Raw genomic sequence first — 23647 nt, forward strand, 5'->3', positions numbered from 1 at the left:
GTTTTATGATCGCATCGGTTTGTCCAATATGCAACATTCATACCCAAAGGTTACGGTTGGCGTCTGCGTGAGAAATTGCGCAGAAACATTACATGAAGCTATAACCAGTATCTTGGAGCAAACCTACCCTCATAAACTTATGGAAATAATTTTTGTTGACGATGGAAGCGTTGACGAGACACTAAACATTATTAAAGATCTTGCATTAAAAGCTCAAGCTCAAGGATTTGAAATTAAAATTTTTCACCATGACTGGAAAGGTTTGGGATATAGTAGAAACCTGGTTGTAAAAAATGCTAAAGGCAAGTATATCATCTGGGTCGATGGTGACATGATTCTAACTAGAGATTTCGTGAAAAAACAAGCTTCATATATGGAACAAAATCCGAACGTAGCAATTGGAAAAGGCAAATACGGATTTCGTCCACAAGGAAAACTTGTAAGTGACCTAGAAAGTCTAGAATTTATAACTACAAACTTCAGAGGTCCGGAAAAAGATTTAACTCCTCTTGGTACTGGAGGTGCAATTTATCGCGTTGAAGCCGTTAGGCAAGTAGGGGGATTTGACGAAAGACTAACTGGCGCAGGGGAAGATGTAGATATAGAGTACCGAATCAGAAAAGCCGGCTGGTCCCTGGCCATAACTTCTGCAATTTTCTTTGAATGCCGAAGGAAAACTTGGAAAGATCTATGGCGAGAATACTTCTGGCACGGTGAGGGAGGATCTCGCTTACATAAGAAGAAGGTTGCAACAAAATTATGGATGTTTTGGCCACCATTAACTTTGTTCACCGAATTTTCACGGGTGGTCCTTGCCTACAAATTTACAAGACATAAAATTGCATTTTTACTACCCTTTCACTATCTATATAAAAGAGTTGCTTGGGTTTTCGGTTTTATAAATGGACTTGTTAAAAATGGCTAACCATGATGAAATCGATATTTATTGCCAATCATACATAAACTGGAAGAAGTAAGATGAGCATTAGTAAGGTGCTGATTCGTTTTTTAGCGATGTATGCTCCATCACAAAATGTTCGAGTAGCAATGTATCGAAAGGCCGGTGTTAAAATTGGGCGACCTCTCGTGTTTGGAAGTCACATTTTCATTGATGTCACTTCCCCAGCATTGAAAAGGTATGGTGTTACAATAGAAGATGATGTCATACTGGCTGGTTACATATACATTTTGACGCATTCAAATATTTTATACGGCATTAAAGAGGGGGAAGATGGTCCAGTGATTATAAAGAGGGGCGCGCGTATAGGTATAAATGTTACTATCCTTCCTGGAGTTATTATTGGAGAAAATGCTGTTATCGGGGCGGGTTCGGTTGTAACCAAAGATATACCTGATAACTGCATCGCAGCGGGTGTTCCAGCGAGAGTTATCGGAAGACATAATTTTAAAGCAAATGATATCCATCATTGGCTTTACGGCTCAAAAAGTGTTAAAGTTAAAGGTTAAAACACGAATTTGGGGGAGCAAAATTGGCTATAAAGGTTGGACTTATTGGTTGTGGCGGTATTGCGCCTGTTCATTTGGATGTATACAAAAAACTTGACCGTGAAGTTGAGGTTACCGCGCTCTGCGATATTAACTTAGAACGAGCGAAAAAACTAGCCAATCGTTTCAAAGTTAGAAAAGTTTTTAGTAATTATTGGGAAATGCTCGAAAAAAGCCAATTGGATTTAGTAGATGTATGCACGCCAATTTCAACGCATGCTGAAATTGTTTGTGATGTTGCCAAAGTTGTTCCAGCTATACTGGTTGAGAAGCCCATGGCGCTTACAGTATCGCAATGTGATGAAATGATTAAAACTGTGAAAAAGTATGGAGGTAAATTGTGCATAGGGCATAATCAAATTTTCTCTCCTCATATACAAAAGGTAAAAATAATGGTGGATTCTGGCGCATTTAATTTGTTAAGTCTGGAAACAACTCTCAAAGGGAATTTTGACGTACTCTTGAAGCATGGCTTGGTTTCAAAGCTGAATGTTTCACCTGAACAACGCGGAGTGATATGGGAAGTCTGCTGTCACCATGCATATTTGCAGCTATACTTTTTACCAAACATCAAAGAAGTTTACGCAGCCGGTGGCAAGTTCAAGTATCCGGTTTATGACGACTTCGCTGTGTTATTGAGGGCTTCTGATGATCGTTTTGGTGTTATCCGGATTTCATGGATATGTGATGCTTTCGATGTTGTTTATGAATTTACAAGTGCAGATGGAAAAAGAATAGACATACTGTGGGAATTCGATTGTATGCTGGAAAAATCAGATACGCCGCCTTTTAACTTTTATTTAGCCGCTAAGAACTTTTTAGTGGATGAAAAAAGAATTTTGAAAAAATGGTTGCGTTTTGGGGTTAGATATCTAAGAAATAGGAAAATTCTTCCAACTTTTTACCTCATTCAACGTTATATAGAAGCGATAAAGGCAGATTTGCCTCCACCTGTCACTCCTGAGGAGGGGAGGAAGACTGTTGTTTTGTTGGAAGCTGTCGAGAAGTCGTTGGATACGCGTTCTCCGGTTAGGATTGATTAGCGTTTTAGGACTGAGTTAGTGGGTGCGGGTATTGGTATGGCGTGTACCACGATGGGGCATGGCGGAAATAGTTGACATCTTCGGTGATTTGGTTGTTTGGGTCGTATTCGACTATTTCGGCTAAACTGCCAATGTTGTTGTTCCAAATGTATAGGTTGTTTATCCTTACTTTCGCGCCTTCTTCGCGGTTTGTGTTGTCAAGCCAAAGGTAAACGAAGTATTTGTATGTGCCTCCCCCGGCTGTGTTATTGAATACTACGCCTGCTCCGCCTCGGAGTGTTATAGTCCATGGCGATTGGGTTGCGTTGATGAATTTGTTGTTGTAAATTTCCACAGCCCTTGTTCCAACTTGTGTAATGATAAAATATGACTCGCTTCGAGAGCTTCTTAATGGTGCACCGCATTGCGAGCATACCCAGTCGGTTCCGTTCCAGACTGCTTTTGGGTTTGCAATTGCTCCATGGGATGGATTGTAGCATGCTGTCTGGAACCATCCGTGGGCGTCACATTCTGTATAGCCTAATCCATTTTCAACCGTGTTGTGTCTAAAAACGTAATGAGCACCACTATTGGCAGCAACACAATGTCTCCACTTCGTGAAATAACAGTCCTCAATGAAGACTGTGTAGTTGGTATACTGTCCAAGCACTTTAGTAAGGTCCGACTCCCATAAGTCTCTGTATGCTCTACCAACTACAACACCATAACCCACAGTGTCCCACTCTGTCGGATATCCAGCATACGCATAAGTGTTGTTTAAAATACAATGGTCAATCACTCCATGAGCGAAATCGCCCCAAACATTTATTCCCCCGCCGCAAATGTGTTCAAAACAACAGTGGTCTATGCGAAAGCTCGCTACATTATCTAACAAGATACCGTGATACACATAAACTGAACTTGAGTTAATGCTTCTATATCCAATCATCTTTATGTCTGAGAATCTAAAGAATGGCGATGACGCACCTGTGCCTTTAACCTTAAACCAAGCAGGAGCTTTGGGGGCACTCCCTTTAGGTGGCGGGTCAGGGTCAGTTTCACCCCTCCAGCTTCCCGGCACATCCCAAGGCAAACGGAGAACCGTCTTCCACTCTATGACTTGGTCGTTTGGGTTCCGTCCGACGCCATCATATGGTAAATTGCCTGTTCTCTCAGTTGGAGCTCCAAAAATACTAACGCCTGCTGGAATAATAACTCTGTAGCCTGTCCAACTTTCGTTAACGTTGACGAAATCCCAAACACCTTCAGGAATGTAAACAATGCCTCCGCCAGCAGCAGCTACTGCATCTACAGCTGCTTGTATGTCTCGCCAATACCCGCTTTTTGCCCATATTATTGTCGTTGATATTTGGCCTGTGTTGTGGATAATTGCAGTGTTTGTGAGTTGGGCGTTTGCAATATATACTGCTGTTATTATAATTGCTGCTATTACTGTTGCAAGAATTTTCTGGTGAATTCTGTGCATCTTGGTCACTGTTTACTTAGTTTATGTGTGATGTGGATAATAAATCTTGTGTATTACGATAACCTAATAAAGGAGACTCAATAATGCTCAAGGAAAACACAAAACCATTAAGTTTTCTCTCTACAGTGTTATTCCTCCAAGCAGCTTCATACATAATTGTATTTTTCGACATTCCAGTTATTAGACAGATTCTGCTTTTCGCTTACCTCACATTTGTTCCAGGGTATTTGATTGTTAAGCTTTTTAGGTTTAATTTTAACCATTTCGAGACTTTAATTTTCTCGGTTGGGTTTAGCGTTGCCTTTCTTATGCTTACTGGACTCGCTCTAAACGAGTTAGGCTATATAGCAGGCATATCACAGCCACTGTCAACTTTTCCTTTGCTTATCATGTTAAATAATGCTATCTTGGCTTTGGTTCTACTAACCTATTGGAGAAATGAAGCATCCAGCTTAACGAATATTTCTTTTAGCTTGGCGAAGTGGATTGCGCCTCTTCTGGTACCGTTAATTTTGAGTGTTGTTGGCGCCATGTTTGTTGGAGTTTACGGTAATAATCTTTTACTCTTACTGATGATTCTGGCTATTTCTTTGGTTGCAGCGTTTTTAACTCTGAAGGCCGTGGTTCCATCAACGGTATATGTGTTTGCGGTATTTATTATTGGTGTTTCGCTTCTTCTCCATTCCTTGTTGGTGTCAAGGTATATTACCACTTTTGGTTCTGATGTGTCGCTTGAACTCTTTGTTTTTAGGAATACTTTGGAGAGTGGTTATTGGAATTCTGTTCCTCCCGCCCACTGGGATGTCGGGTTGGGACGGTTGAACGGTATGCTTAGCATAACTATTCTTCCGACGGTTTATTCAAATATTTTGGGTTTGGATTCAACTTGGGTTTTTAAGTTGGTTTTCCCTCTGATTTTTGCCTTTGCTCCATTATGCCTGTATCAGATATGGAGAAAAAGCTTTGGTGCAAAGTGGGCTTTTGTTTCCGCCTTCTTTTTCATGGCGACAGCCCCTTTTTATACAGAGTTGCTTGGGTTAAATAGGCAGATGGTTGCGGAGTTATTTTTTACATTATTGCTTTTTATTTTGTTGGATAAGAGGTTAAGCGGTCTTCAGAGGATTGTTTCGTTTACCTTTTTTGGATTCGGTTTAGTTGTTTCGCATTACGGGCTTGCGGAGATTTTCCTTTTCCTGATAGTATTTGCTTTGGTTTGCTTGCTTGTATCTAGACAACGCAGCAACAATTTAACTGTAAGTATGGTTGTTTTGTTTTTTGTGATTATGTTTGCTTGGTATATCTACACTTCTAGGGCTTCTGTTTTTGAAAGTTTCTTGGATTATGGAGAACATGTTTATCAAAGGTTGGGGGAGTTTTTTAATCTTGAGTCGAGGGGGAAGACTGTTCTGCGAGGTTTGGGTTTAGAAAGCCCTCCCACTATTTGGAATGCGATAAGCAGGTTCTTTGTATACGCAACAGAGTTTTTGATTATTGTTGGTTTTGCCAGTCTTTTTTTTAGGAGGAACAATATGATAAACTTAAGAAAAGAAAATTTCATCCTAATATCGTGGGCTATGGGTTTTCTCGCCGCACTAATAATCGTACCAGGGTTAGCAAATACTATGAACATGACAAGGTTTTATCATGTTTTATTATCTCTCTTGGCTCCCTTATGTACATTAGGTGCCACATTTATCACTGAAATTATCTGTCGTAGGAAAGGTAAAAAGATCTACGCCTCAGTTTTATTAGTTTTTATACTTATGCCTTACTTTCTATTCCAGTCTGGTTTTGTTTATGAAATTACAAATAGCCAAAGTTGGTCGCTCCCCCTAAGTATGCATAGATTGGGTATAAGGCTACATGCTAGTTTTGGAGTCGTTACCTCTCAAGAAGTACACAGTTCTCTTTGGTTGTCTCAATACTTTTATGCCGAAAGATCATCCTTATTCGCAGATTTTCACATTTTCTCGGCCCTTGTAGGATATGGCAAGATTGTAAGCATAATGAAGTTGACAAACACCACTAAACCGATGGAGGGTTCGTACATTTACTTTGGAAAACTCAATACGGTCTATGGGATGGTATTTGCTCAGGATGTCTGGAACAGCACGGATATTCTAAAATCTAATTTTGAATATTCAGATAATTTTTACTCAAATGGCGAATGTGAAATATTCTGGGTCATAAGTCTCCATAAAAGCTATCCATAATTTGGAGGCTAATGCCTTATGCATATTTGTATGATTTCTGGTTATTATACAAGTCCTGGTGGACTTGAAAACGTTGTTCGCGATTTAAGTATTTTCCTAGCTCAGAATAGCTGTAAAGTGACAGTTTTCAGCATGTATTATAAAGATTTAGTTGGGGAAACGCAAAATATTAAGCATATAGTTCTTTCTCCAAACAACATTTTACCTAGAATATTACGATTTGCCAATTATGAAAGATATGCTTACAATCTAAGAGTTTGGAGACGGATAAAACAAGAAAACTCATTTGACATTATTCACGGACATAGTGGATATTGCTTTTTTAATGCTCTATTCAGGGATAAAAAACCCTTCATTATGACTTTTCATGGTCTAAAAAGAGCTGCTAAGATTAGGATTTACGGGTCTAATTCACGCATTTTAAAGAACCCAAGGTCTCTACCACTTTACTTTCCCGAAGAAATTGCGGCTAAAAAATGTGATTTAGCTATAGCGCCTTCAAAAAGTGTGAAGGACGAACTTATTAGTATTTATGGAATTCACCCATCAAAAATTAAGGTAATATACAACGGAGTCAACACAGATCAATTTAAACCAATGAACAAGGATTTAGCCAAAAAAATTTTGAGGTTACCTAAAAATAAGGACTATGTCATTTGGGTAGGGAATAATCCGGAATTAAAAGGATTATCCACCGCCATAGATGCTGTCAAGGGCTTAAGGGATGTTTACTTAATAGTGGTGGGAGTTTCTGGAACAAACTTTGAGAATATCATTTTTTGGGGAGAGGTCCAAGACAAAGCTCAGCTATGTAAGCTATATAACTCCGCTAGTCTATTAATACTTCCAACGCTTTATGAAGGCTTTCCATTGGTAACGCTGGAAGCTATGGCGTGTGGATTACCAATAGTTATTTCCCAAGAATGCCCCACCAAAGAGATAATAAACGACGGGCTTGAGGGATTTGTCGTTAATGAAAGAAATCCTAAAGCTTATTCTGAGAGAATCAAGTATATTCTAGATCTAGATAATCATAATTATCAAGAAATGTCGTTTAGGTGTCGAAAACTTGCAGAGAAATACAGTTGGGAAAATCAAGGGAAGGAATACCTAAAAGTATATAATACATTCTATCAGAGATTGTGACAAGTCTCTAATCATCTAGGATTTGGTACTTTCAGTGCAGAAAGTTCTTTGACTTAGCTTGTTGGTACGCTTTTGTGCTATTTTTAAACATAAAATAATACTCAACGAATTTAACGGAAAAGCTAGATGTTCATAAGGAGACACTTAAATGAGAGAGAAAACAATCGGAATATTGGGTGGAATGGGTCCTGAAGCCACAGCTGAGTTATTTTACAGGATAATTAAACTAACTCCAGCGATGAGAGACCAAGATCATTTGAAAATAATAATCTATAACAATCCGAAGATACCTGATAGAAGCGAAGCTATCATAAAAGGCACAAAAAGTCCTTTAAATGAGTTGGTGCAAGCGGCAAGGAGTCTAGAAAAAATGGGAGTAGACTTTATTATCATACCATGCAATACAGTACATTACTACTATGATGAGTTAACAAAGAAAGTGGGGGTTCCGATAATAAATATGATCGAATTAACTGCAAAGAAAATAAGCGAGCTGTATCCCCACATACGAACAGTCGGGATAATTGCTACAACGGGAACTGTTAAAGCAAGAATATATGATTGCGCAATGCACAAAAGGAATATCCAAGTGATATACCCATCATTCGAAATGCAAGCTGCTGTTATGAGAACGATATATAAAATTAAGGCAGGACGCACAAGAGGTAAAGAGGTTTTGATTAGCACCATTAAGCATCTCATACAAAAAGGCTCTCAGGCTATCATAAGCGGATGCACAGAAGTTTCTTTAGCCTTAAAAAATGTAGCTGAAACAATTCCCATAATCGATCCATTACAAATTCTTGCAGAAGAAGCTGTAAAAACTGCTTTGACGGAATTTTAATGCTAATCTAACATTTTGGAAGAGCTTGTAACTGTAGAGGGCAATTCTTGAAATCAGATAGTTCTGATTCTTCAATTCACCCTTCAATCATAATGGTCATGGGAGGAACTGATTGTAACGGTTTGGGAATAATTCGTGCCTTCGGAAAGCGCAAAATACCTGTTATACTTCTGAACATAAATAATTATGATGTAATGCGATATTCAAAATACGTGACATTAAGGCTGAAATGCCCAAATACTTTAGAGTGCGAAGACAGCCTTGTAAATTTTTTGATAAAGTTTGGAAGACATATTAACGAAAAAATTATGTTTATCCCCGCAAGCGACTATGAAGTCTTATTCCTGTCTAAAAATAAAGAAAGACTGGAACAGTATTATTATATTCCAACACCTTCCTACGAGATCGTTCAAAACATAGTCAATAAAAAGAAGTTTTACAAAATGCTGGAAAAGATGAATTTCCCCCATCCAAAAACATATTTCCCTAAAGATTTAGATGATTTACAAAGAATGGGATATGAAATCAATTATCCATTTATTATTAAGCCAGCTTATTCTTTCCAATTTTTCCAAGAATTCGGTAAGAAAAATTTTGTTATACACTCATATGACGAGCTTTTATGGGCCGTCAATAAGTTGAGGAATAAAAGCTTGGAGATAATAGTGCAGGAATTGATACCAGGAAGAGATATATACATGTTTTATACATACCTCAACAAGCAATCAGAACCCATCGCAATTTGCGGTTACGACAAAATTTTGCAATTTCCAGATGATTTTGGTTCTGGTTCTTATTGTAGAAGTAGACTACGTGCCTCACCAATAAAAGAATGTATTAGGTTGTTAAGAGAAATTAAATACCACGGGTTTGCTGAACCAGAATTGAAAAAAGACCCCCGAGATGGTGTTTATAAGCTTTTAGAAATAAACGCAAGGACTACAACGCAAAACAGATTAGCAGCAGCATGTGGGGTAGACATTGAATATCTTGCATACCTCGACGCAAGAGGGGAGCTTAATAAAAATTATTCTACATTTCGAGAAAATATAAATTGGGCTGCTGACCTAACATATATCCTGTCATGTCTTAGACTTCAAAGGCAAGGGCAACTTAAATTTAAAGATATGCTCAGAATAATTAAAACTCGTAAGGTACATTCAATACGCGATTTTGATGACCCTTTTCCATACATTTTTTACATGTTTAAGTTAAGTTTAAGAACAGTTAATCAGAAGGTTAAAGCTTTAACTCAATCTATGAGATTTTAATTGAACGCTTGAGGACAATAACACAATTTATGTTGGTCTGTTATGCGTGTGCTTATGGTTTCTCCTTCCTATTTTCCGATTAAGGGTGGGGCTGAAACGGTAATTCACGATATATCCGTTAAACTGAACAGTGTAGGCGTTTATACGGACATTTTAACTTTCAACATGGACCGTAAATGGAAGCCCCGCTGGCACGGTAAAACCGAAAAAAATGGCAAAGCAACAATTCACAAGATTCCAGCGTTAAACTGGTTTCCGCTAACCCATTCGGACAGAATAACTATGGGAATAAATCTAATCCCCGGAAAATTTAGAGGCATACTAAAGAAATATGACATCCTCCATTTTCATGGAGGAGACCTAACCCTTCCCTTATTCTCCTATGGAGTTAGAAAACCAAAAATTTTCCATCTACATGGATTATCGCCAGAATTCTACAAGAAATATTTCATAAGTAGGCTGATCCTAAAAAATGCGGCACAAACCTACATTTGCCTAACAAAAACCATGAAAGAACAGCTCACAAGCTTAGGAATACCTGAAGAGAGAGTTAAGATACTGCCAAACGGAGTAGACACCAGCCAGTTCCACCCAACAAAAGAGAAAGATGAAAACATGATCCTTTTCGTGGGCAGGGTATGCCAGGAAAAAGGAATAGACACTTTGCTGAAGGCGCTGAACCACTTAGAAACACCCGTAAACCTAACCATAATCGGGCCGGAAGACTGGAACCCAAACCACTTCCAAAGAACATTAGAACTAATCCGAAAAGAAAACGAGAAAGGAAAACACAAAATCAACTATTTGGGACCAAAAAATCGTGAAGAAATAATATCCTACTACCAGAAAGCCTCACTTCTAGTTTTGCCATCAAGAAGAGAAGGCTTCCCAATGGTTATCCTAGAAGCCCTAGCCTGCGAAACCCCAGTTATAGCCACAAACATCAACGGAATACCAGAAATACTTCAAAACAACAAATGCGGTATAATAGTCCCTCCAGATAACCCTCAAACCCTTACAGAAGCCATACAATTCTTACTAGATAACGATGACATCAGGACAAAACTAGGCTGCCAAGGAAGAATTTTAGTTGAGCAGCATTACTCCTTAGATGTAATCGTAGAAAAACTATGCAGCATTTACGATGAAACAATCTCAAACTTTGGTGATTAAACTGCGCAAAATCTATTTCACTTTCGACGTGGAAGATTTTACAAACGAAATGGCATTCATAGCCCTACAGATAACCATAGAACTCTTAAACAAATACAATTTTAAAGGCATATTCTTCATAACTGGACATTTCGCCGAAAAACTTCAAAAATACCCCAAAATAGTTGAGCTGCTTGAAGAACACGAGATAGGTTACCATTCTTCAAGTCACTCCGTTCACCCAACAATCTTCGAGTTCACAGACATAGAAAACTACAAAGAAGCCTATGAAACATCATTAAAAAGAGAAACATCACACATAAACCCGTTAACCGGCGAAATTGAAGGAAAAGGCGGAATCCTCACTCTGCAAAAACTGTTTCCCTCCAAAAAAATTAAATCTTTCAGGGCGCCTGGACACTGCTGGATTCCACCCCATCTCGAAGCTCTTCGGGAACTTGGAATAAAATTCGACTTTTCATCTAACCTCACAAATGTCCCCGCCCAATACAAAGGAATAACTTTTTATCCCTACCCGATCTTAGCGCAGTGGAACGGCAAATTCGCCGACTTCAGGCTTTTCTGGACAACCGTTGCCAAAAACCAGAACATTGTCATTGGTTTACATCCAAGCCTCTTCACCACATACGACGGATGGGACCAGATATACTTCAACGGAAACCCAAAAACCATAACACCATCAAAACCAAGAAGCCTGTCAGAAATAAGAAGCCTAATTAAAAGCTTCGACCTATTCCTCAAAAACATCAAAATTTTAGAAAAAATAAAATTTCTAGAAGTAGAGTCAAATTTAAAAAATGCTGAAAACGATGTGACCGTCAACAGAGACATCGTAGAGAAATGTTATGAGCACAGCATGCGATGGGCAAAAAGAGTTTTCAATTATCAACCGAGATTCCAAAGAAAACACTTTTACGAGTTCTTTAAAATACCTGAACTTAAACGCTGAAAAAACCTGCAACGCCTGCAGGCGTGCAAGCCTGCACGCTAAAAAACCCGCAAAAAACCTGCAAACCTGCTTAACTTTATAAGCTCAAAAGAGGGGCAAGTTATGAGTTCTGGAGTGCTTTTTATTAAAGAGTTCTATGATGAAAATAATTGGCGAGAAATAGTTGAGGAACACTCCAGAAATGTAGACAGGGAAGAAAAAAGTTTCGTATTAAATTCTTTGGGTCCCCTTCATGGTTGTACAGTGCTCGACGCCGGATGTGGGTATGGTCGGTACCTTAAATTTCTTAAAAAATTTGGATTTAATGTTGTTGGGATTGATATTTCCAAAAATCTTATAAAAAAGGCAAAGTTGCACGGAGATGTCGTGGTAGCGGACTTGCAACACCTTCCTTTTTGTGATGAAGCATTTGACGCAAGTATTAGTGTTTACGGACCTTTAAATCACATCCCGGATATTTCAAAAGGTCTTGTTGAATTAAAGAGAGTTACCCGAAAACGTGTCATTGTTTCCTTATTTAATTTTTTTTCATGGTATGGAATTTGGATAAACTTAAGATTTCTAATTCCCATATATCTAAAGCTCAGACCGCTAATAGCTAGATTAAAATGTAATCTAGTGCATTATTACCTTGGATATTTGGATATAGGTGCCAAAGAGATATGGAATTTTTCGACAACATCTACCCCCAAATCGGCCCTAAAATATTTTCATTCCATTGGCTTTAGAAAAACTACATGGAAACCGATAGTTAAATACTTTCAAGCGTCTAATATTTTCTGCTTTTTAATAGGTCTTGTTGCAGATATTTAGATTGATTTTAATCGAATAGAGGAGGATAGTTTAATGAAGATAATAGAAGTTAATAATTACCAAGATTTCCTTTCTCTGAAAAACGAGTGGGCAAATCTTCTAGAGAAATGCGATCATACTGTTTTCTCTACATGGGAGTGGCTTTCAACATGGTGGAAATATTTTGGAAGCGATAAAAAACTTATCCTCCTATTAGCCACGAAAAACGATGAGATTATTGGAATAGCACCATTGATGTATTCAACTAGAAAAGTATTAGGTTTTAATGAGGGAAAAATAGCATTTATTGGAACACCCCATACAGATTACAATGATTTTATAATAGCAGACGAGAGGAATGAATGTATACGTCTTTTCATCGAGTATCTGAAGAAACTTCCAGAAAAATGGAGTTATATAGAATTATCTGAAATACCAGAAAATTCAAAATCGCTACCAATCCTTAGCAAATTGTCAAACACTTTAAAAGCTTCCTCTGTGTGCCCATATAAACCACTCCCAAAATCTATTGACGCGTTTCGGGCCAGCCTGAGTAGAAATATGAAACGTAATTTGAGAAGATATATGGAAAAAGCCAAAAAAGAGTTCGAGGTAGAGTTTTCAGACTACTCTAAAGTTGAATCATGCATTGAAGGCATGCATTTGCTCTTTAAGCTTCACCAGAAAGAATGGACATCAAAGGGCTATCCTGGTGTCTTCGCTAACATAAACCTTCGTAATTTCCATCTTGAAATTGCAAAAATTTTTGCGGGGAGAAGATGGTTAGGTCTATTTTTGCTCAAACTTTCGGGCAGACCTGCTGCGGTGGTTTATGGATTCAAAGATCAGAGAAAGTTTTACGGCTATCTTTCCGGTTTCGACCCCATTTATTCTAAATACAGCGTTGGAAATTTGCTTATAGCTCATGTCATAGAAAAATGTATTGAAGAAGGACTGTCGGAATTTGATTTTATGAGGGGTGATGAAAAGTACAAAGTATTATGGGAAACAATCTTGAGATGGAACCAAACTGCTATAATCTCAAGAAGCGGTATCCTTTCTAATACCTGGCGCAAGTTATACTTGAAAATTTGGGATAGTGTTAAAACAAAATACTTTTGTGATTTATTTTCAACATAGTTTAAAAGAATCACAAATGTGTAAAAACTCCGTTAACATTTCAAACTGATTTTATGTTTATACAATGAGCTGGTCACTATGGGTAAAGACTGTAAAATACTTCTTCTAAATTTGCCGAGCCCACCCAATCAAACACTCTGGAGAGAAAATGCTGGAGGTTTTGGCACAGCAATTTCTATTAATCCCCGATGGAAAGAGTCTAGTAGAATACCTCTAATTCCATTTTTTCCTTATGCTTCTTCAATCCTCTTGAATGAAGGATACGAGTTTAAGGTCATCGATTGCCAAAGACTAAACTTAGACAACGACCAAAGCGTAAGATTGGTTAAAAAAGTAAACCCAGATATAATTTTTTCCATAATCTCGCTACCTTCAATGAAAAATGACGTCAAAGTTTTGGATGAAATAAAAGAATTTGTTCCATCGGTGAAAATAGTCGGTGTCGGAACGGTTTGCCGTGTACTTCCTCACGAAGTTTTGCTTAGAGGTAAAATAGATGTTGTTTTGCGTAGTGGCTACCCATACATTGCCAACATGATTAAGTTAATTCGAGCACTTCAACAAAATAGAAACCTTAAAACTGTAGAAGGTATTTCCTTTGTTAAAAATCGACAAATTTTCACTACTTCAAAGCCCACAGAAATGAATTTTAATGAATTGCCAAAACCTTGCTATGATTTAATCCCTCCTGACGGCTACGAAACTTTTGAAGATGAAAATGGAGAACGATTTCCTTACGTGGCAGTATTAGACAGCATAGGATGTCCATATAACTGCATATACTGCCCATACCCTCTTGGATTTGGTCGAAAATACACTTACAGACCTATAAAATTAGTAGCTGACGAAATCGAAGAATTATACACCCGTTTTAACATTCGGGCATTTGATTTCAGAAGTCAAGCTTTTGCATACAATAAAAAGCGCGCATTAGAAATTTGTAAAGAACTAATGCAGAGAAAACTTGACATCAAATGGACGTGTGAATCAAGAGTTGATGAGGTCAACAGAGAACTTTTGGAAGTGATGAAAAAAGCGGGTTGTCGGCGCATACATTTTGGAGTTGAAACCGGGGATCCAGAAATCCTCAAAGTAGCAAAACCAGGCGTTAAATTAGAAACAATTGAAAAAGTATTTAAAATTACAAAAGCGCTGGGTATAATAAGACAAGCTCACATTATTTTAGGGTGGCCTGATGATGATTATAGAACATTAGAAAACACAAATAAATTTATCCTTAAACTAGAGCCTGATATTTTAAATTTGAACTTTTTAACTCCTTACCCTGGAACCAAAATGTACGAAATAGCCAGAAAAAACTCTCTAATTCTCACCTATGATTGGTCGAAGTATACCTCTTATAACATTATTATGCGAACAAAAAGCCTTAACGCAAGTGACCTTTATACAATTAAACAGAAAATGGTACGCGATTTCTCTAAACAAAAATTAAAACGACTTATTCTTCAGAAAGACCGCCCAATAGTCAAGAGACCGCAAATATTCGTTAATAAAGCAAAGACTCTAGTAAACAGGATAATATTCCCGCAATTTTAAAAATAAAATAAAGGCTTCTTTTATGAATATAATTCACTAAAAATGTCCAATCCCTAAAAGTCCATCATGAGTATTTGGGCAGGAATATTATTTATACGACAGCTTTTAGATTGTTTTGCTAAAAGGCATGCGTAACTACTTTAGCTCCTGTTATTTCTGTGATAGAAAAATGAAAAACCCCCTTGTGAGTATCATTATTCCAACGCGCAATTATGGACGTTATTTAGCTGAGGCTATCGAGAGTGCACTAGCACAAAAATATCGAACCATAGAAGTCATTGTTGTAGATGATGGGTCAACAGATAACACGAGAGACGTCACCAATAGGTATGATGTTCGATACGTGTTTCAAGAAAATAAGGGTGTGAGTGTCGCGAAAAATAATGGAGTACAAATCTCTAAGGGAGATTTCTTTGTTTGCCTTGACGCGGATGATAAGCTTCACCCAAATTTTGTAAGCAAAATGATTCAGCCTATGAAGGATCCAAAGGTTGGTTTTGTTCGATGCGGCTCCATAGTGTACAACGAAAGTTATGACTTTGAAAATATTTGGATGCCGCGAAAAATTTTCAGTAAATATTGCCTTTTCGCCGGGTGGTGGGGAGCGCTTGGCCCAGTTCTTATAAGGCGAAAAGCTTTTGATAGTCTGGGAAGTGGTTTTGATCCTAATTTGAGAAGGTTTGAAGACTTAGATCTTTGCTTTCGGTTGCTGGCTAAAGGCTGGAAAACTGAGGCAATTTTTGAGCCGCTACACTTTTATCGAATACACCCTTTTTCAACTATGAACTTTAAACATGATGGTACAGATCCAGGTAAACGTGACATCCAAGTAATTAACGGGAAATATTGGTTTAGACAGCCATATAGAAGGCTATATGATGTGTATAAAATGACTTTAGGCAAAGCGGTTATGTTAGCTCTTCATCCATATAGTTACTTCTATGGGGTTGGTCGAAAAATCAAATTCAAAAACTATATAAAAAATATAGCGAAATCGCTCCAACCCCAAGAAATAGAAAAATTATTAACGCTTTACAGGGAGGCTTTGTTAACAATTGACATGCTTATAGAATGGTCCTACAACAAAGACCTCCGCGATTATTACATTAAAAAATTAACAGAACTGGAGTCGAGACTTCAAAACGAAATTAAGACTGCAACAATTAAATTGATGGGATGATTTTGTGAGAGAGCCCAAAATTCTCCTCCTTAACATTCCCAGTCCAGCTGATCAAAGACTTTGGAGAGACGATGCTGGCGGATTTGGAGTGGCAATACATGTCCCACAAAAATTCAAAAATAGCCGAGAAACAACTCTTCACCCGTTTTTTCCATATGCTTCTGCGCTTCTTTTAAAAGCAGGATACGAATTCAAAGTTTATGATTGCCAAAGACTGAGGCTATGCAGCACCGATGAAGTTTTAGCCCTAGTCAGAAAGGAAAATCCAGACATCATATTCTCTATAATTTCCCTACCATCAATATGGAATGATTTGAGCGTTCTAACCGAAATAAAGAAAATTCTTCAAAACGTATGGACCATAGGTGTTGGAACCGTTTGCCGCGTTATTCAAAGAGAAGTGTTGTGCAAAGGCGGTGTAGACGCAGTTCTTCGCAACGAGTTTCCACACGTTTTGGGCATAATTGAACTCATCGAAGCGTTACAACGGCGCCAAGATCTAAAAGGTGTTAAGGGTGTTTCATACATGAAAAATGGACAAATAATTAATAATCCCGCATTTCCAGAACTTAACATCAATGACTTGCCAGAGGCTTGCTACGATTTTATTCCGCTCGATGGTTATGAAACTTTCACAGATAAATATGGGGAACGCTTCGCTTATGTATCAATACTGGATAGTAAAGGTTGTTCATACAAATGTTTTTACTGTCCCTACCCACTGGGTTATGGTGAAAAATGGTCTTTTAGAAGCCCAAAATCAATAGTGGATGAAATGGAAAGATTGCACAATAACTACAATATAGAAGGTTTCGCATTTAGAGGACAATCCTTTGCTTACAACAAAGAACAAGCAATTAAATTAAAATATGCGATGAAATCATAAAAAGAAATCTCGACATAGCTTGGATATGTGAATCAAGAGTTAACGAAATTTCCAAAGAACTTCTATTAAAAATGAAGGAAGCAGGGTGTCGAAGAATACATTACGGAGTTGAAACAGGGGATCCAGAAACTCTAAAAATCGCAAAGACAGGTGTACAGCTGGAAACAATAGAAAGAGCGTTTAAACTATCAAAGGAGATGGATATACTAACTCAAGCTCACATCATCTTAGGGTGGCCAAATGAAACAATTAAAACCATCGAAAACACGAGAAAACTTATACTTAAACTGGACCCTGACATATTAAACATAAACTTTCTAACACCATATCCAGGAACCAAACTATATAAAGTAGCTTTGCAAAATTCTCTTTTAATAACAACCGACTGGTCAAAGTTCACCTCTCACGATATCGTCATAAAAACTAAAAATCTCAGCACAACAGAACTTTTCAAACTTAAAAATAAAATAGTCCGAGACTTTTTAAAGCAAAAACTCAAAAAACTACTGTTGAATATAAGCGCGTATAAAAGACCGTATTACTTATTAAATTCAGCTAAAAAAATGATGGAGGAAATTGTTTTCCCACAACCCATCGACGGTGGTGGCGCTTAAAAACAAAACATAAAAGACCTAAAAAGTATGATGCGATGCAGACCAGCTACTCGGAAGGAAATCTAGAATGAGTCTAGTCAGTCTTGTAAAGATTAAAGATTACAACATAAAACAAGCAGTGGAAGAGGCTCTAAACCTAATAGGATACAACTTTCCTAGCAATGTTGGAAACATCATCATCAAACCAAACTTATGCTATTACTGGGATTACACAACTGGCCAAACAACAGACCCAAAACTCGTAGCAGAATTAATCAGGTTAATTCGGGAAGAAACATCAAAAGATGTGAATATCTCCATAGTTGAATCGGACGCTTCTGCAATGATTTGCAAATATGCGTTCAGAATGCTGGGCTATGAAAAACTAGCTGAAAACTGTAACGTTAAACTTGTAAATTTGTCAGAGGAAGAAGCTAGCCCAGCAGATGTGACTATTGGAGGTAAAACCTTTCGATTTATGGTGCCAAAGATAATTCGTAAGGCCGACGTGAAAATCAATGTTCCAAAAATTAAGTACACCTTGCGAGGAATTGAGTTAACCTGTGCTTTAAAAAACATATATGGATGTAATCCGTACCCTAAAAAATTTAAGTATCATGAGATGCTTGCTGAAACAATTGTGGCTTTAAATAAGTTAATGAAATTTGATTTGCACATCGTTGATGGGAATATTGTTTCGGGAATTCATCCACGAAAACTTGGACTTGTAATGGCCAGCCAAGACCCAGTATCCCTTGACACTGCAGCAGCCGAAATTGCAGGACTAAAACCAAAAAAGATAGAATACCTACAACTTGCGGAAAAAGAGGGGTTGGGCAGAGCTTTATACATACCAAAAGGTACGCCAATAAAATATTTCAAATCAAGGTATCCCAAAAAAGATTTCAAAAAGAAACTAATGGACAAAGCATATGCCTTCCTAATTTTTACAGGGTTAAACAAAAAACTTGGAATCTAGATCAAAAAGGAAAAAGCCATGAAAATCTTGAAACTTGGAATTATCGGCTTAGGTTATGTGGGACAAATCCACCTTCAACACGCTAAAAGGCTTGATAATGCCCGCGTTATAGCTGTGGCAGATTTGTCCAAAAAGGCACTTAGCAAGGCTAAAAGCTATGGTGTCAAAAAAACCTTCACAGACTACACCCAACTGCTCAAAGACCCTGAAATCGACGCAGTTATAATTGCCTTACCAACACATTTGCATCTAAAATGCGCAATAGACGCAGCTGAAGCAAAAAAGCATATAATGTTAGAAAAGCCAATAGCCAGAAACACCAAAGAGGCTAAAGAAATTCTCAAAGCGGCACGCAAAAACGATGTTAAATTAATGATGGGCTACCCATTAAGGTTCAACCAGCAATTTCAAACTCTTAAAAGAAAAATTCATGATGGAACATTGGGCGACATAGAAATAGCGATTGCCAACTACATAAGCACTGGTCCGTTCTTTCATAGAGCAGAAGCCCACGCGCCTACACCGGTGCCAGAATGGTGGTTCCATAAAGAGCTAACAGGCGGCGGAGCCCTAATAGACTTGGGAAGCCACCTAATAAACCTGCTCCGCTGGTACTTTGGCGAAATAACAGATATAAAAAGCCATTTAGGCTACAGGTTCAACATGGACTTCGAGGATAAGGCAACATGCCTCGCAAAATTCGAAAACAGGACAACAGCCATAATAAACGTAGGCTGGTTCTTACAAGGATACCAACTAAAAATCGAGCTAATAGGAACAGTAGACCACATAACAGCTCAACATAAACCATCAAACCCCTTGTCCACAATCATTCAAATGCTAACTACGGGAACATCACAATTCTACCAAGGTCACAAAACAGAACTCCAACACTTCATAAATTGCCTAATCCAAGAAAGAACACCATCGCCATCAGGTGAGGACGGACTTAAAGACTTAATTGCAATAGAACAAGCATACAAAAACCAAATACTTTTTGAAAAATTTTAAGAGTCATCAACGAAATCGTACGTGTTCAAAATGATGTTAAATTGCGCTATTTTGATTTTTCCGCAATTTTCCTCGCTTCCCTTACAGCTTCCAAGAAAACCTCCTCCCTCAACCTAAAACCCTGCTCAACCAACTCACTTAAGGCCTCCAAACAACCGCCATAAAAGCCGCAAAAATAGACGCTGAGGTGAAAAAGAAAATTAAGGACTGAGGACTAGCCGACTCCATCGTTATATGCAAAAGGAACCATACAACCTCGTATTTTACCTTTTCAAACACAAGTCTCTTTGAAAATTGTAAAGTTAACCTCTATAATCTTTTAAATGTAGTGTTGGAACGGTTTCCTTTGATTTCTTGTATAAAATGTCGTCGGCTGTTAGAAGGGTTCCGCCGACCTCCATGCAAGCCTTTACATATGCACTGTCATAATAAGTTGCATTGTTCTTAACGCTCCAGTCCAAAATCTCCTTGTGCTCCTCAAAGCTGAGGTTTACAGGGTTAATCCGCAACTCCAAAAAGAGCGAAAACTTTTCTATGGCCTCGTCCAGGCTTATAAAACCATCTTTAACGCTTTTCCACAAAGTGTTCCCAACCTCGTAAACAACCAGTTCAGGAGATCTTAGATCCAGCTTTCCCTGCAAAAAATCTTCTAAAACCAACTCAGCCTTGTCTGATAAATCCTCAACCAACAAAAACCTTGAAGCGACGGAAGCATCCACAACATAAACTCTCAACGAGCTTCCCTCATTTCCCTAATAGTTTCATTGATAAACCCAGATGGCACAACATGCCTCTTCTCCTTCAAACTCGCCAGAAGCTTTTCAGCAGCCTTCTTCTTCTCTTCAATCTCCACTCTACGCTTAATGGCTTCCCTAATGTACTCAGACCAATTAATCTTAACGCCCCTCATTTTCCTTTTTAAATTCTCATCAACTTTAATAGTAACTGTACCCAACTACATCACCAATAGTAATTACAACAAGTATATACATAAAAAGATTACTCAAATAATGATCATGTAGATGTGCGCTTAACAGAACAGTATCCCCTTGCGTCACGCTTTGCCTTGGGACAAGTAAAATTTTCAAAGATTTTAGATAAACTTTATATTCTAGATAATCCAAAATAACTTGGCGATGGATTTGGCGACAATACTCGTTAAAAATGTTCCAGAAGACCTCCTTAAGGAGTTGAAGAGGCTTAAGGTGGAGTTAGGTTGCAAAACATGGGCTGAGCTTCTAGCAAAGCTTGTCGCTTCAGAAAAGACAATCATCTTAACCAAAGACAAAATTGATGAAATGAGATCTGGAGTGCAAGGTTTCCTCCAGCTTAAAAGCATTGTTTCAAGCAAATGGACCGGCCCTCCAACAGTGCTTGAAGAGACAAAAAGGCTGAGACGTCATGAACCCGTCTAGTCGACTTTTGACGTTAGACTCCAATGTTTTAATAGCTGTCCTTAAAAATGATGAACCCTACAGCGCAGAATGCATCGAAATATTGGAGAAAGTTCCGGACAAATTTATTCTGACGGAACCCAGCATCATATATCAGGAGGTCTGCGGCACATTGGCAAGAAAAGCTGGGAAGGCCGTAGCTGACAAGGCAAAAGAGCAATTGGACTTAATGATCCATCCATCACTCTTGACAAACTGCGACAAAGCTTTCTGCACATCAGCTTACCGCCTATGTGCAGAATATAACATTTACGCCATAGATGCCATCTATCTCAAAGTAGCCTTAGATAAAAATGCCATCCTAGTATCTCTAGACAAAGAAGACTTCATAGAAAAAATAAATTCGAAAAAAGCGCCAATAGAAGCATACCACGTAGCCGAATTTCCATACTAAACATATACTTATAGTTGTAGAAGTTTAAGGCCAAAACTCTTGAAAATATTAAAATGTTTTAAATCGAAAGTGAATAGTGATGCTCCTCTGTTTAATACTATGGCGGCGATCATAGCGTCTGTCCTCCGAGCTGGTGTTCCTGAACTTTCAGCTTTTAACTCTAACTCGGCAGATAACTGGGCATCCCTCTTAGTATATTCGAGTACTGGCAGAAGCAAAACATCCCTAACAGGCTTAGCATATTTTTCAAGACCATATAAAATCTCATGAAGATTAATCACTGTTGTGGCGACATCTTCGCCCTTCTCCAAAAGCTTCGTCAAAGCCTCATCGCCTCTATTAGACTGCCTATCGAAAATCTCGATCAACACGTCCGTGTCCAAAACAATCATAGCCGGCGCTCAGCCCTTGCAGCATAAATCTCCTTTAACAAAACTTCTTTATCTCTGAACTCCACACACCCCCTAAGCTTCCTTAAAGTTTCAAGGGGGCTAGCACCCTCAATAAGCCTCTCAAATAAGTCGCTGAAACTTTCACCTTCACGCTTAACTTTTAACAACTTTCTATAAACTTCGTCTCTAATCGTTATTGTTTTGGCCAATTTTATTCACCGTTGAGTTTAAAATGTTTAAACATGTATTTAAACATTCTTTAATCGACAACAATCCTTCGATCTTTTAAAAGAGTCGAGTACGCCAAAAGCTTGCCTTAACCTGAAAGTATGCAAGAACTAAAACTATTGGGGAATGAAGTTTGAGGCAAATATAAACAATTTCATCAAAAACAAGGAAATAGCATAGGTTTCATCTGGCTTAAAACAAAAATAGGAGTATATACTCCTTTCTTTATGGAGGGAATTAAATTAACCGGGAAAATTAAAACAAACATATTAATTGATGAGGATCTTTGGAAAAAATTTAAACTAAAAGCCAACATTGAGGGAGGTTTAAAGGGAGTTAGTAAAGCTTTGGAGGAAGCCTTAAAGGAAGAGCTAAGCGATCTTGCAGTTGCCAACGCCCTTGAGACTATGATTTCTGAGACTGTGAGGACAATTGAAGTTTCGCCAATTCGGCCGAAAGTTAAAACATCCGCGGGAAAAATTGTTCGAGGACTGAGGGATTCAACCGCTTGCTGATATGCCTCGACTCAAGTGCCATAGTCGAAAAGTATGTGCTTTGAAGATGGCATGGACATAGTTCAAGAAGTTTACTCAAAAACTCTTCAAGGCGAAGCCAAACTAGCTTTCTCTGTTTGGAACATAGGCGAAGCTTTAGGGGTATTAGACATATATCAAATATCAAAGGAGGAAATGGATAGAAAAGAGAGACTACAATGAAGGCCCGAAAGTTATTAGTTACGGAGACTTTAAGGCTCATAAAACTTGGATTAATTAAAACGATCCCTGTGAAAACGAAACTTCTTTTGGATTCGTGGATTCTTATAGAGAAATATCACATCTATCAAGCAGACGCGTTACAAATAATCTCATCAAAGCTAGTCAATGCTAACAAATTTATTACAGGAGAAAAAATTGACTGAAATTGCAAAAACGGAAGGAATTAATGCGCAACATATTGGCTAGAAAAGTGAAATATAAAAAGCATCAACAAACTTAAACTTTTAAAGGCTTACGTCCAGCGATTCTCGCCTGCACGGTTTTAACAACTGTAGCAAACCGTTTGCTAACGAATCTCCGCGGAATCTTCTCCTCCAAAACAGCCAAATAAGAAGACAAATCCAAATCAGCCTCAGACTTACTGCCAATCTTGTTCAAGGCTTCAACAACCTTAACCAAGGCTTCCACCTGCCTAACCAAAGAACAGCTCCATTTAAGCTTCATCTCGCCCTTAACTTTCTTAGCCTTCAACTGACCAACAGCAAATTCAATGCTTTTCTTTAAATTTTCAGCAGCTAACAACAATAAAGCTTCACTACTCAAATCGACAGCTTCTGCCTCGCGTACATCTGCGCTCATAAAATGCGCCTAATAAAAGGTTAACGTGCTTAATTTTCCATAAAAAGCTTTCCAAGTTTTTATTCGCTTTGGAAAT

Annotated in this window: 26 protein-coding genes and 1 pseudogene; 21 read left to right on the forward strand and 6 right to left on the reverse strand. The window is 38.1% G+C overall.

The window, feature by feature from the left end; translation table 11 throughout:
• The first annotated feature begins 28 nt into the window (after nucleotides 1–28).
• Genes KEJ24_02035 through KEJ24_02045 form a run of 3 tightly spaced genes read left to right on the forward strand, consistent with a single transcriptional unit; the run spans nucleotide 29 to nucleotide 2549 of the window.
• Entirely contained in the window at nucleotides 29–925 is an 897-nt protein-coding gene (locus tag KEJ24_02035; GenBank protein MBS7646606.1) for a glycosyltransferase, read from the forward strand.
• Nucleotides 926–978: 53 nt separating this feature from the next.
• The gene (locus KEJ24_02040; protein ID MBS7646607.1) at nucleotides 979–1467 is read left to right on the forward strand and encodes an acyltransferase; all 489 of its coding nucleotides are present in this window, start codon (nucleotides 979–981) and stop codon (nucleotides 1465–1467) included.
• A 23-nt stretch (nucleotides 1468–1490) separates the two neighbouring features.
• Nucleotides 1491–2549, forward strand: coding sequence for a Gfo/Idh/MocA family oxidoreductase (locus KEJ24_02045; protein ID MBS7646608.1), 1059 nt, complete (start codon nucleotides 1491–1493; stop codon nucleotides 2547–2549).
• A gap of 4 nt (nucleotides 2550–2553) precedes the next feature.
• Here the strand turns inward: KEJ24_02045 and KEJ24_02050 are convergent, their stop codons facing one another.
• Nucleotides 2554–4014 carry a hypothetical protein gene (locus tag KEJ24_02050; GenBank protein MBS7646609.1) on the reverse strand — a complete coding sequence of 487 codons (1461 nt, stop codon included), beginning with the start codon at nucleotides 4012–4014 and terminating at the stop codon, nucleotides 2554–2556.
• A gap of 83 nt (nucleotides 4015–4097) precedes the next feature.
• Here KEJ24_02050 and KEJ24_02055 point away from each other — a divergent pair, with 83 nt between their 5' ends.
• The 14 genes from KEJ24_02055 (at nucleotide 4098) to KEJ24_02120 (ending at nucleotide 19748) form a co-directional block, all read left to right on the forward strand.
• The gene (locus KEJ24_02055; protein MBS7646610.1) at nucleotides 4098–6227 is read left to right on the forward strand and encodes a DUF2206 domain-containing protein; all 2130 of its coding nucleotides are present in this window, start codon (nucleotides 4098–4100) and stop codon (nucleotides 6225–6227) included.
• A 30-nt stretch (nucleotides 6228–6257) separates the two neighbouring features.
• Entirely contained in the window at nucleotides 6258–7373 is a 1116-nt protein-coding gene (locus tag KEJ24_02060) for a glycosyltransferase family 4 protein (protein ID MBS7646611.1), read from the forward strand.
• A 148-nt stretch (nucleotides 7374–7521) separates the two neighbouring features.
• Nucleotides 7522–8217: an amino acid racemase gene (locus KEJ24_02065; protein MBS7646612.1), complete on the forward strand. Its 696-nt coding sequence runs from the start codon at nucleotides 7522–7524 to the stop codon at nucleotides 8215–8217.
• 47 nt (nucleotides 8218–8264) lie between these two features.
• Nucleotides 8265–9488, forward strand: a complete 1224-nt coding sequence (locus KEJ24_02070) for a hypothetical protein (GenBank protein MBS7646613.1) — start codon at nucleotides 8265–8267, stop codon at nucleotides 9486–9488.
• Nucleotides 9489–9530: 42 nt separating this feature from the next.
• Complete coding sequence (locus KEJ24_02075; protein ID MBS7646614.1) at nucleotides 9531–10661, forward strand: glycosyltransferase family 4 protein; 1131 nt, start codon at nucleotides 9531–9533, stop codon at nucleotides 10659–10661.
• The gene (locus tag KEJ24_02080; GenBank protein ID MBS7646615.1) at nucleotides 10633–11610 is read left to right on the forward strand and encodes a polysaccharide deacetylase family protein; all 978 of its coding nucleotides are present in this window, start codon (nucleotides 10633–10635) and stop codon (nucleotides 11608–11610) included. The genes KEJ24_02075 and KEJ24_02080 overlap by 29 nt, the downstream gene beginning before the upstream one ends.
• A gap of 102 nt (nucleotides 11611–11712) precedes the next feature.
• Nucleotides 11713–12423 (forward strand): class I SAM-dependent methyltransferase, encoded by a 711-nt coding sequence (locus KEJ24_02085; GenBank protein MBS7646616.1) that lies wholly within the window; start codon nucleotides 11713–11715, stop codon nucleotides 12421–12423.
• Between the two features lie 33 nt (nucleotides 12424–12456).
• Nucleotides 12457–13542 (forward strand): GNAT family N-acetyltransferase, encoded by a 1086-nt coding sequence (locus KEJ24_02090; protein ID MBS7646617.1) that lies wholly within the window; start codon nucleotides 12457–12459, stop codon nucleotides 13540–13542.
• Between the two features lie 78 nt (nucleotides 13543–13620).
• The gene (locus tag KEJ24_02095; GenBank protein MBS7646618.1) at nucleotides 13621–15099 is read left to right on the forward strand and encodes a radical SAM protein; all 1479 of its coding nucleotides are present in this window, start codon (nucleotides 13621–13623) and stop codon (nucleotides 15097–15099) included.
• Between the two features lie 169 nt (nucleotides 15100–15268).
• Nucleotides 15269–16279, forward strand: coding sequence for a glycosyltransferase family 2 protein (locus KEJ24_02100; protein ID MBS7646619.1), 1011 nt, complete (start codon nucleotides 15269–15271; stop codon nucleotides 16277–16279).
• Between the two features lie 4 nt (nucleotides 16280–16283).
• Nucleotides 16284–17165: a hypothetical protein gene (locus tag KEJ24_02105; protein ID MBS7646620.1), complete on the forward strand. Its 882-nt coding sequence runs from the start codon at nucleotides 16284–16286 to the stop codon at nucleotides 17163–17165.
• 71 nt (nucleotides 17166–17236) lie between these two features.
• On the forward strand, nucleotides 17237–17779 hold the full coding sequence (locus KEJ24_02110) for a radical SAM protein (protein ID MBS7646621.1): 543 nt from the start codon (nucleotides 17237–17239) through the stop codon (nucleotides 17777–17779).
• Between the two features lie 67 nt (nucleotides 17780–17846).
• Nucleotides 17847–18737, forward strand: a complete 891-nt coding sequence (locus KEJ24_02115) for a DUF362 domain-containing protein (protein ID MBS7646622.1) — start codon at nucleotides 17847–17849, stop codon at nucleotides 18735–18737.
• 18 nt (nucleotides 18738–18755) lie between these two features.
• Nucleotides 18756–19748, forward strand: coding sequence for a Gfo/Idh/MocA family oxidoreductase (locus tag KEJ24_02120; protein ID MBS7646623.1), 993 nt, complete (start codon nucleotides 18756–18758; stop codon nucleotides 19746–19748).
• Between the two features lie 302 nt (nucleotides 19749–20050).
• Here KEJ24_02120 and KEJ24_02125 read toward each other — a convergent pair whose 3' ends face one another.
• Together KEJ24_02125 and KEJ24_02130 are read right to left on the reverse strand one after the other, a co-directional pair.
• Nucleotides 20051–20482 carry a type II toxin-antitoxin system VapC family toxin gene (locus KEJ24_02125; protein MBS7646624.1) on the reverse strand — a complete coding sequence of 144 codons (432 nt, stop codon included), beginning with the start codon at nucleotides 20480–20482 and terminating at the stop codon, nucleotides 20051–20053.
• Nucleotides 20479–20703, reverse strand: a complete 225-nt coding sequence (locus tag KEJ24_02130; GenBank protein MBS7646625.1) for a hypothetical protein — start codon at nucleotides 20701–20703, stop codon at nucleotides 20479–20481. Before KEJ24_02130 ends, KEJ24_02125 begins: the two co-directional genes overlap by 4 nt.
• Before the next feature lie 187 nt (nucleotides 20704–20890).
• Here KEJ24_02130 and KEJ24_02135 point away from each other — a divergent pair, with 187 nt between their 5' ends.
• Nucleotides 20891–21163, forward strand: a complete 273-nt coding sequence (locus tag KEJ24_02135) for a hypothetical protein (protein MBS7646626.1) — start codon at nucleotides 20891–20893, stop codon at nucleotides 21161–21163.
• Nucleotides 21150–21596: a PIN domain-containing protein gene (locus tag KEJ24_02140; GenBank protein MBS7646627.1), complete on the forward strand. Its 447-nt coding sequence runs from the start codon at nucleotides 21150–21152 to the stop codon at nucleotides 21594–21596. The genes KEJ24_02135 and KEJ24_02140 overlap by 14 nt, the downstream gene beginning before the upstream one ends.
• Before the next feature lie 8 nt (nucleotides 21597–21604).
• Here the strand turns inward: KEJ24_02140 and KEJ24_02145 are convergent, their stop codons facing one another.
• Together KEJ24_02145 and KEJ24_02150 are read right to left on the reverse strand one after the other, a co-directional pair.
• Nucleotides 21605–21988 carry a type II toxin-antitoxin system VapC family toxin gene (locus KEJ24_02145; protein ID MBS7646628.1) on the reverse strand — a complete coding sequence of 128 codons (384 nt, stop codon included), beginning with the start codon at nucleotides 21986–21988 and terminating at the stop codon, nucleotides 21605–21607.
• Nucleotides 21985–22197, reverse strand: a complete 213-nt coding sequence (locus KEJ24_02150) for an antitoxin VapB family protein (protein ID MBS7646629.1) — start codon at nucleotides 22195–22197, stop codon at nucleotides 21985–21987. Before KEJ24_02150 ends, KEJ24_02145 begins: the two co-directional genes overlap by 4 nt.
• A 246-nt stretch (nucleotides 22198–22443) precedes the next feature.
• Here KEJ24_02150 and KEJ24_02155 point away from each other — a divergent pair, with 246 nt between their 5' ends.
• Nucleotides 22444–22731, forward strand: a complete 288-nt coding sequence (locus KEJ24_02155) for a hypothetical protein (GenBank protein ID MBS7646630.1) — start codon at nucleotides 22444–22446, stop codon at nucleotides 22729–22731.
• Nucleotides 22725–23178 (forward strand): annotated as a pseudogene (locus KEJ24_02160) (type II toxin-antitoxin system VapC family toxin). Before KEJ24_02155 ends, KEJ24_02160 begins: the two are co-directional and overlap by 7 nt.
• 30 nt (nucleotides 23179–23208) lie before the next feature.
• Here the strand turns inward: KEJ24_02160 and KEJ24_02165 are convergent.
• The gene (locus KEJ24_02165; GenBank protein ID MBS7646631.1) at nucleotides 23209–23571 is read right to left on the reverse strand and encodes a hypothetical protein; all 363 of its coding nucleotides are present in this window, start codon (nucleotides 23569–23571) and stop codon (nucleotides 23209–23211) included.
• Between the last annotated feature and the right edge of the window lie 76 nt (nucleotides 23572–23647).

It is taken from the genome of Candidatus Bathyarchaeota archaeon, assembly GCA_018396705.1.
Lineage (GTDB): Archaea > Thermoproteota > Bathyarchaeia > Bathyarchaeales > Bathycorpusculaceae > DRVP01.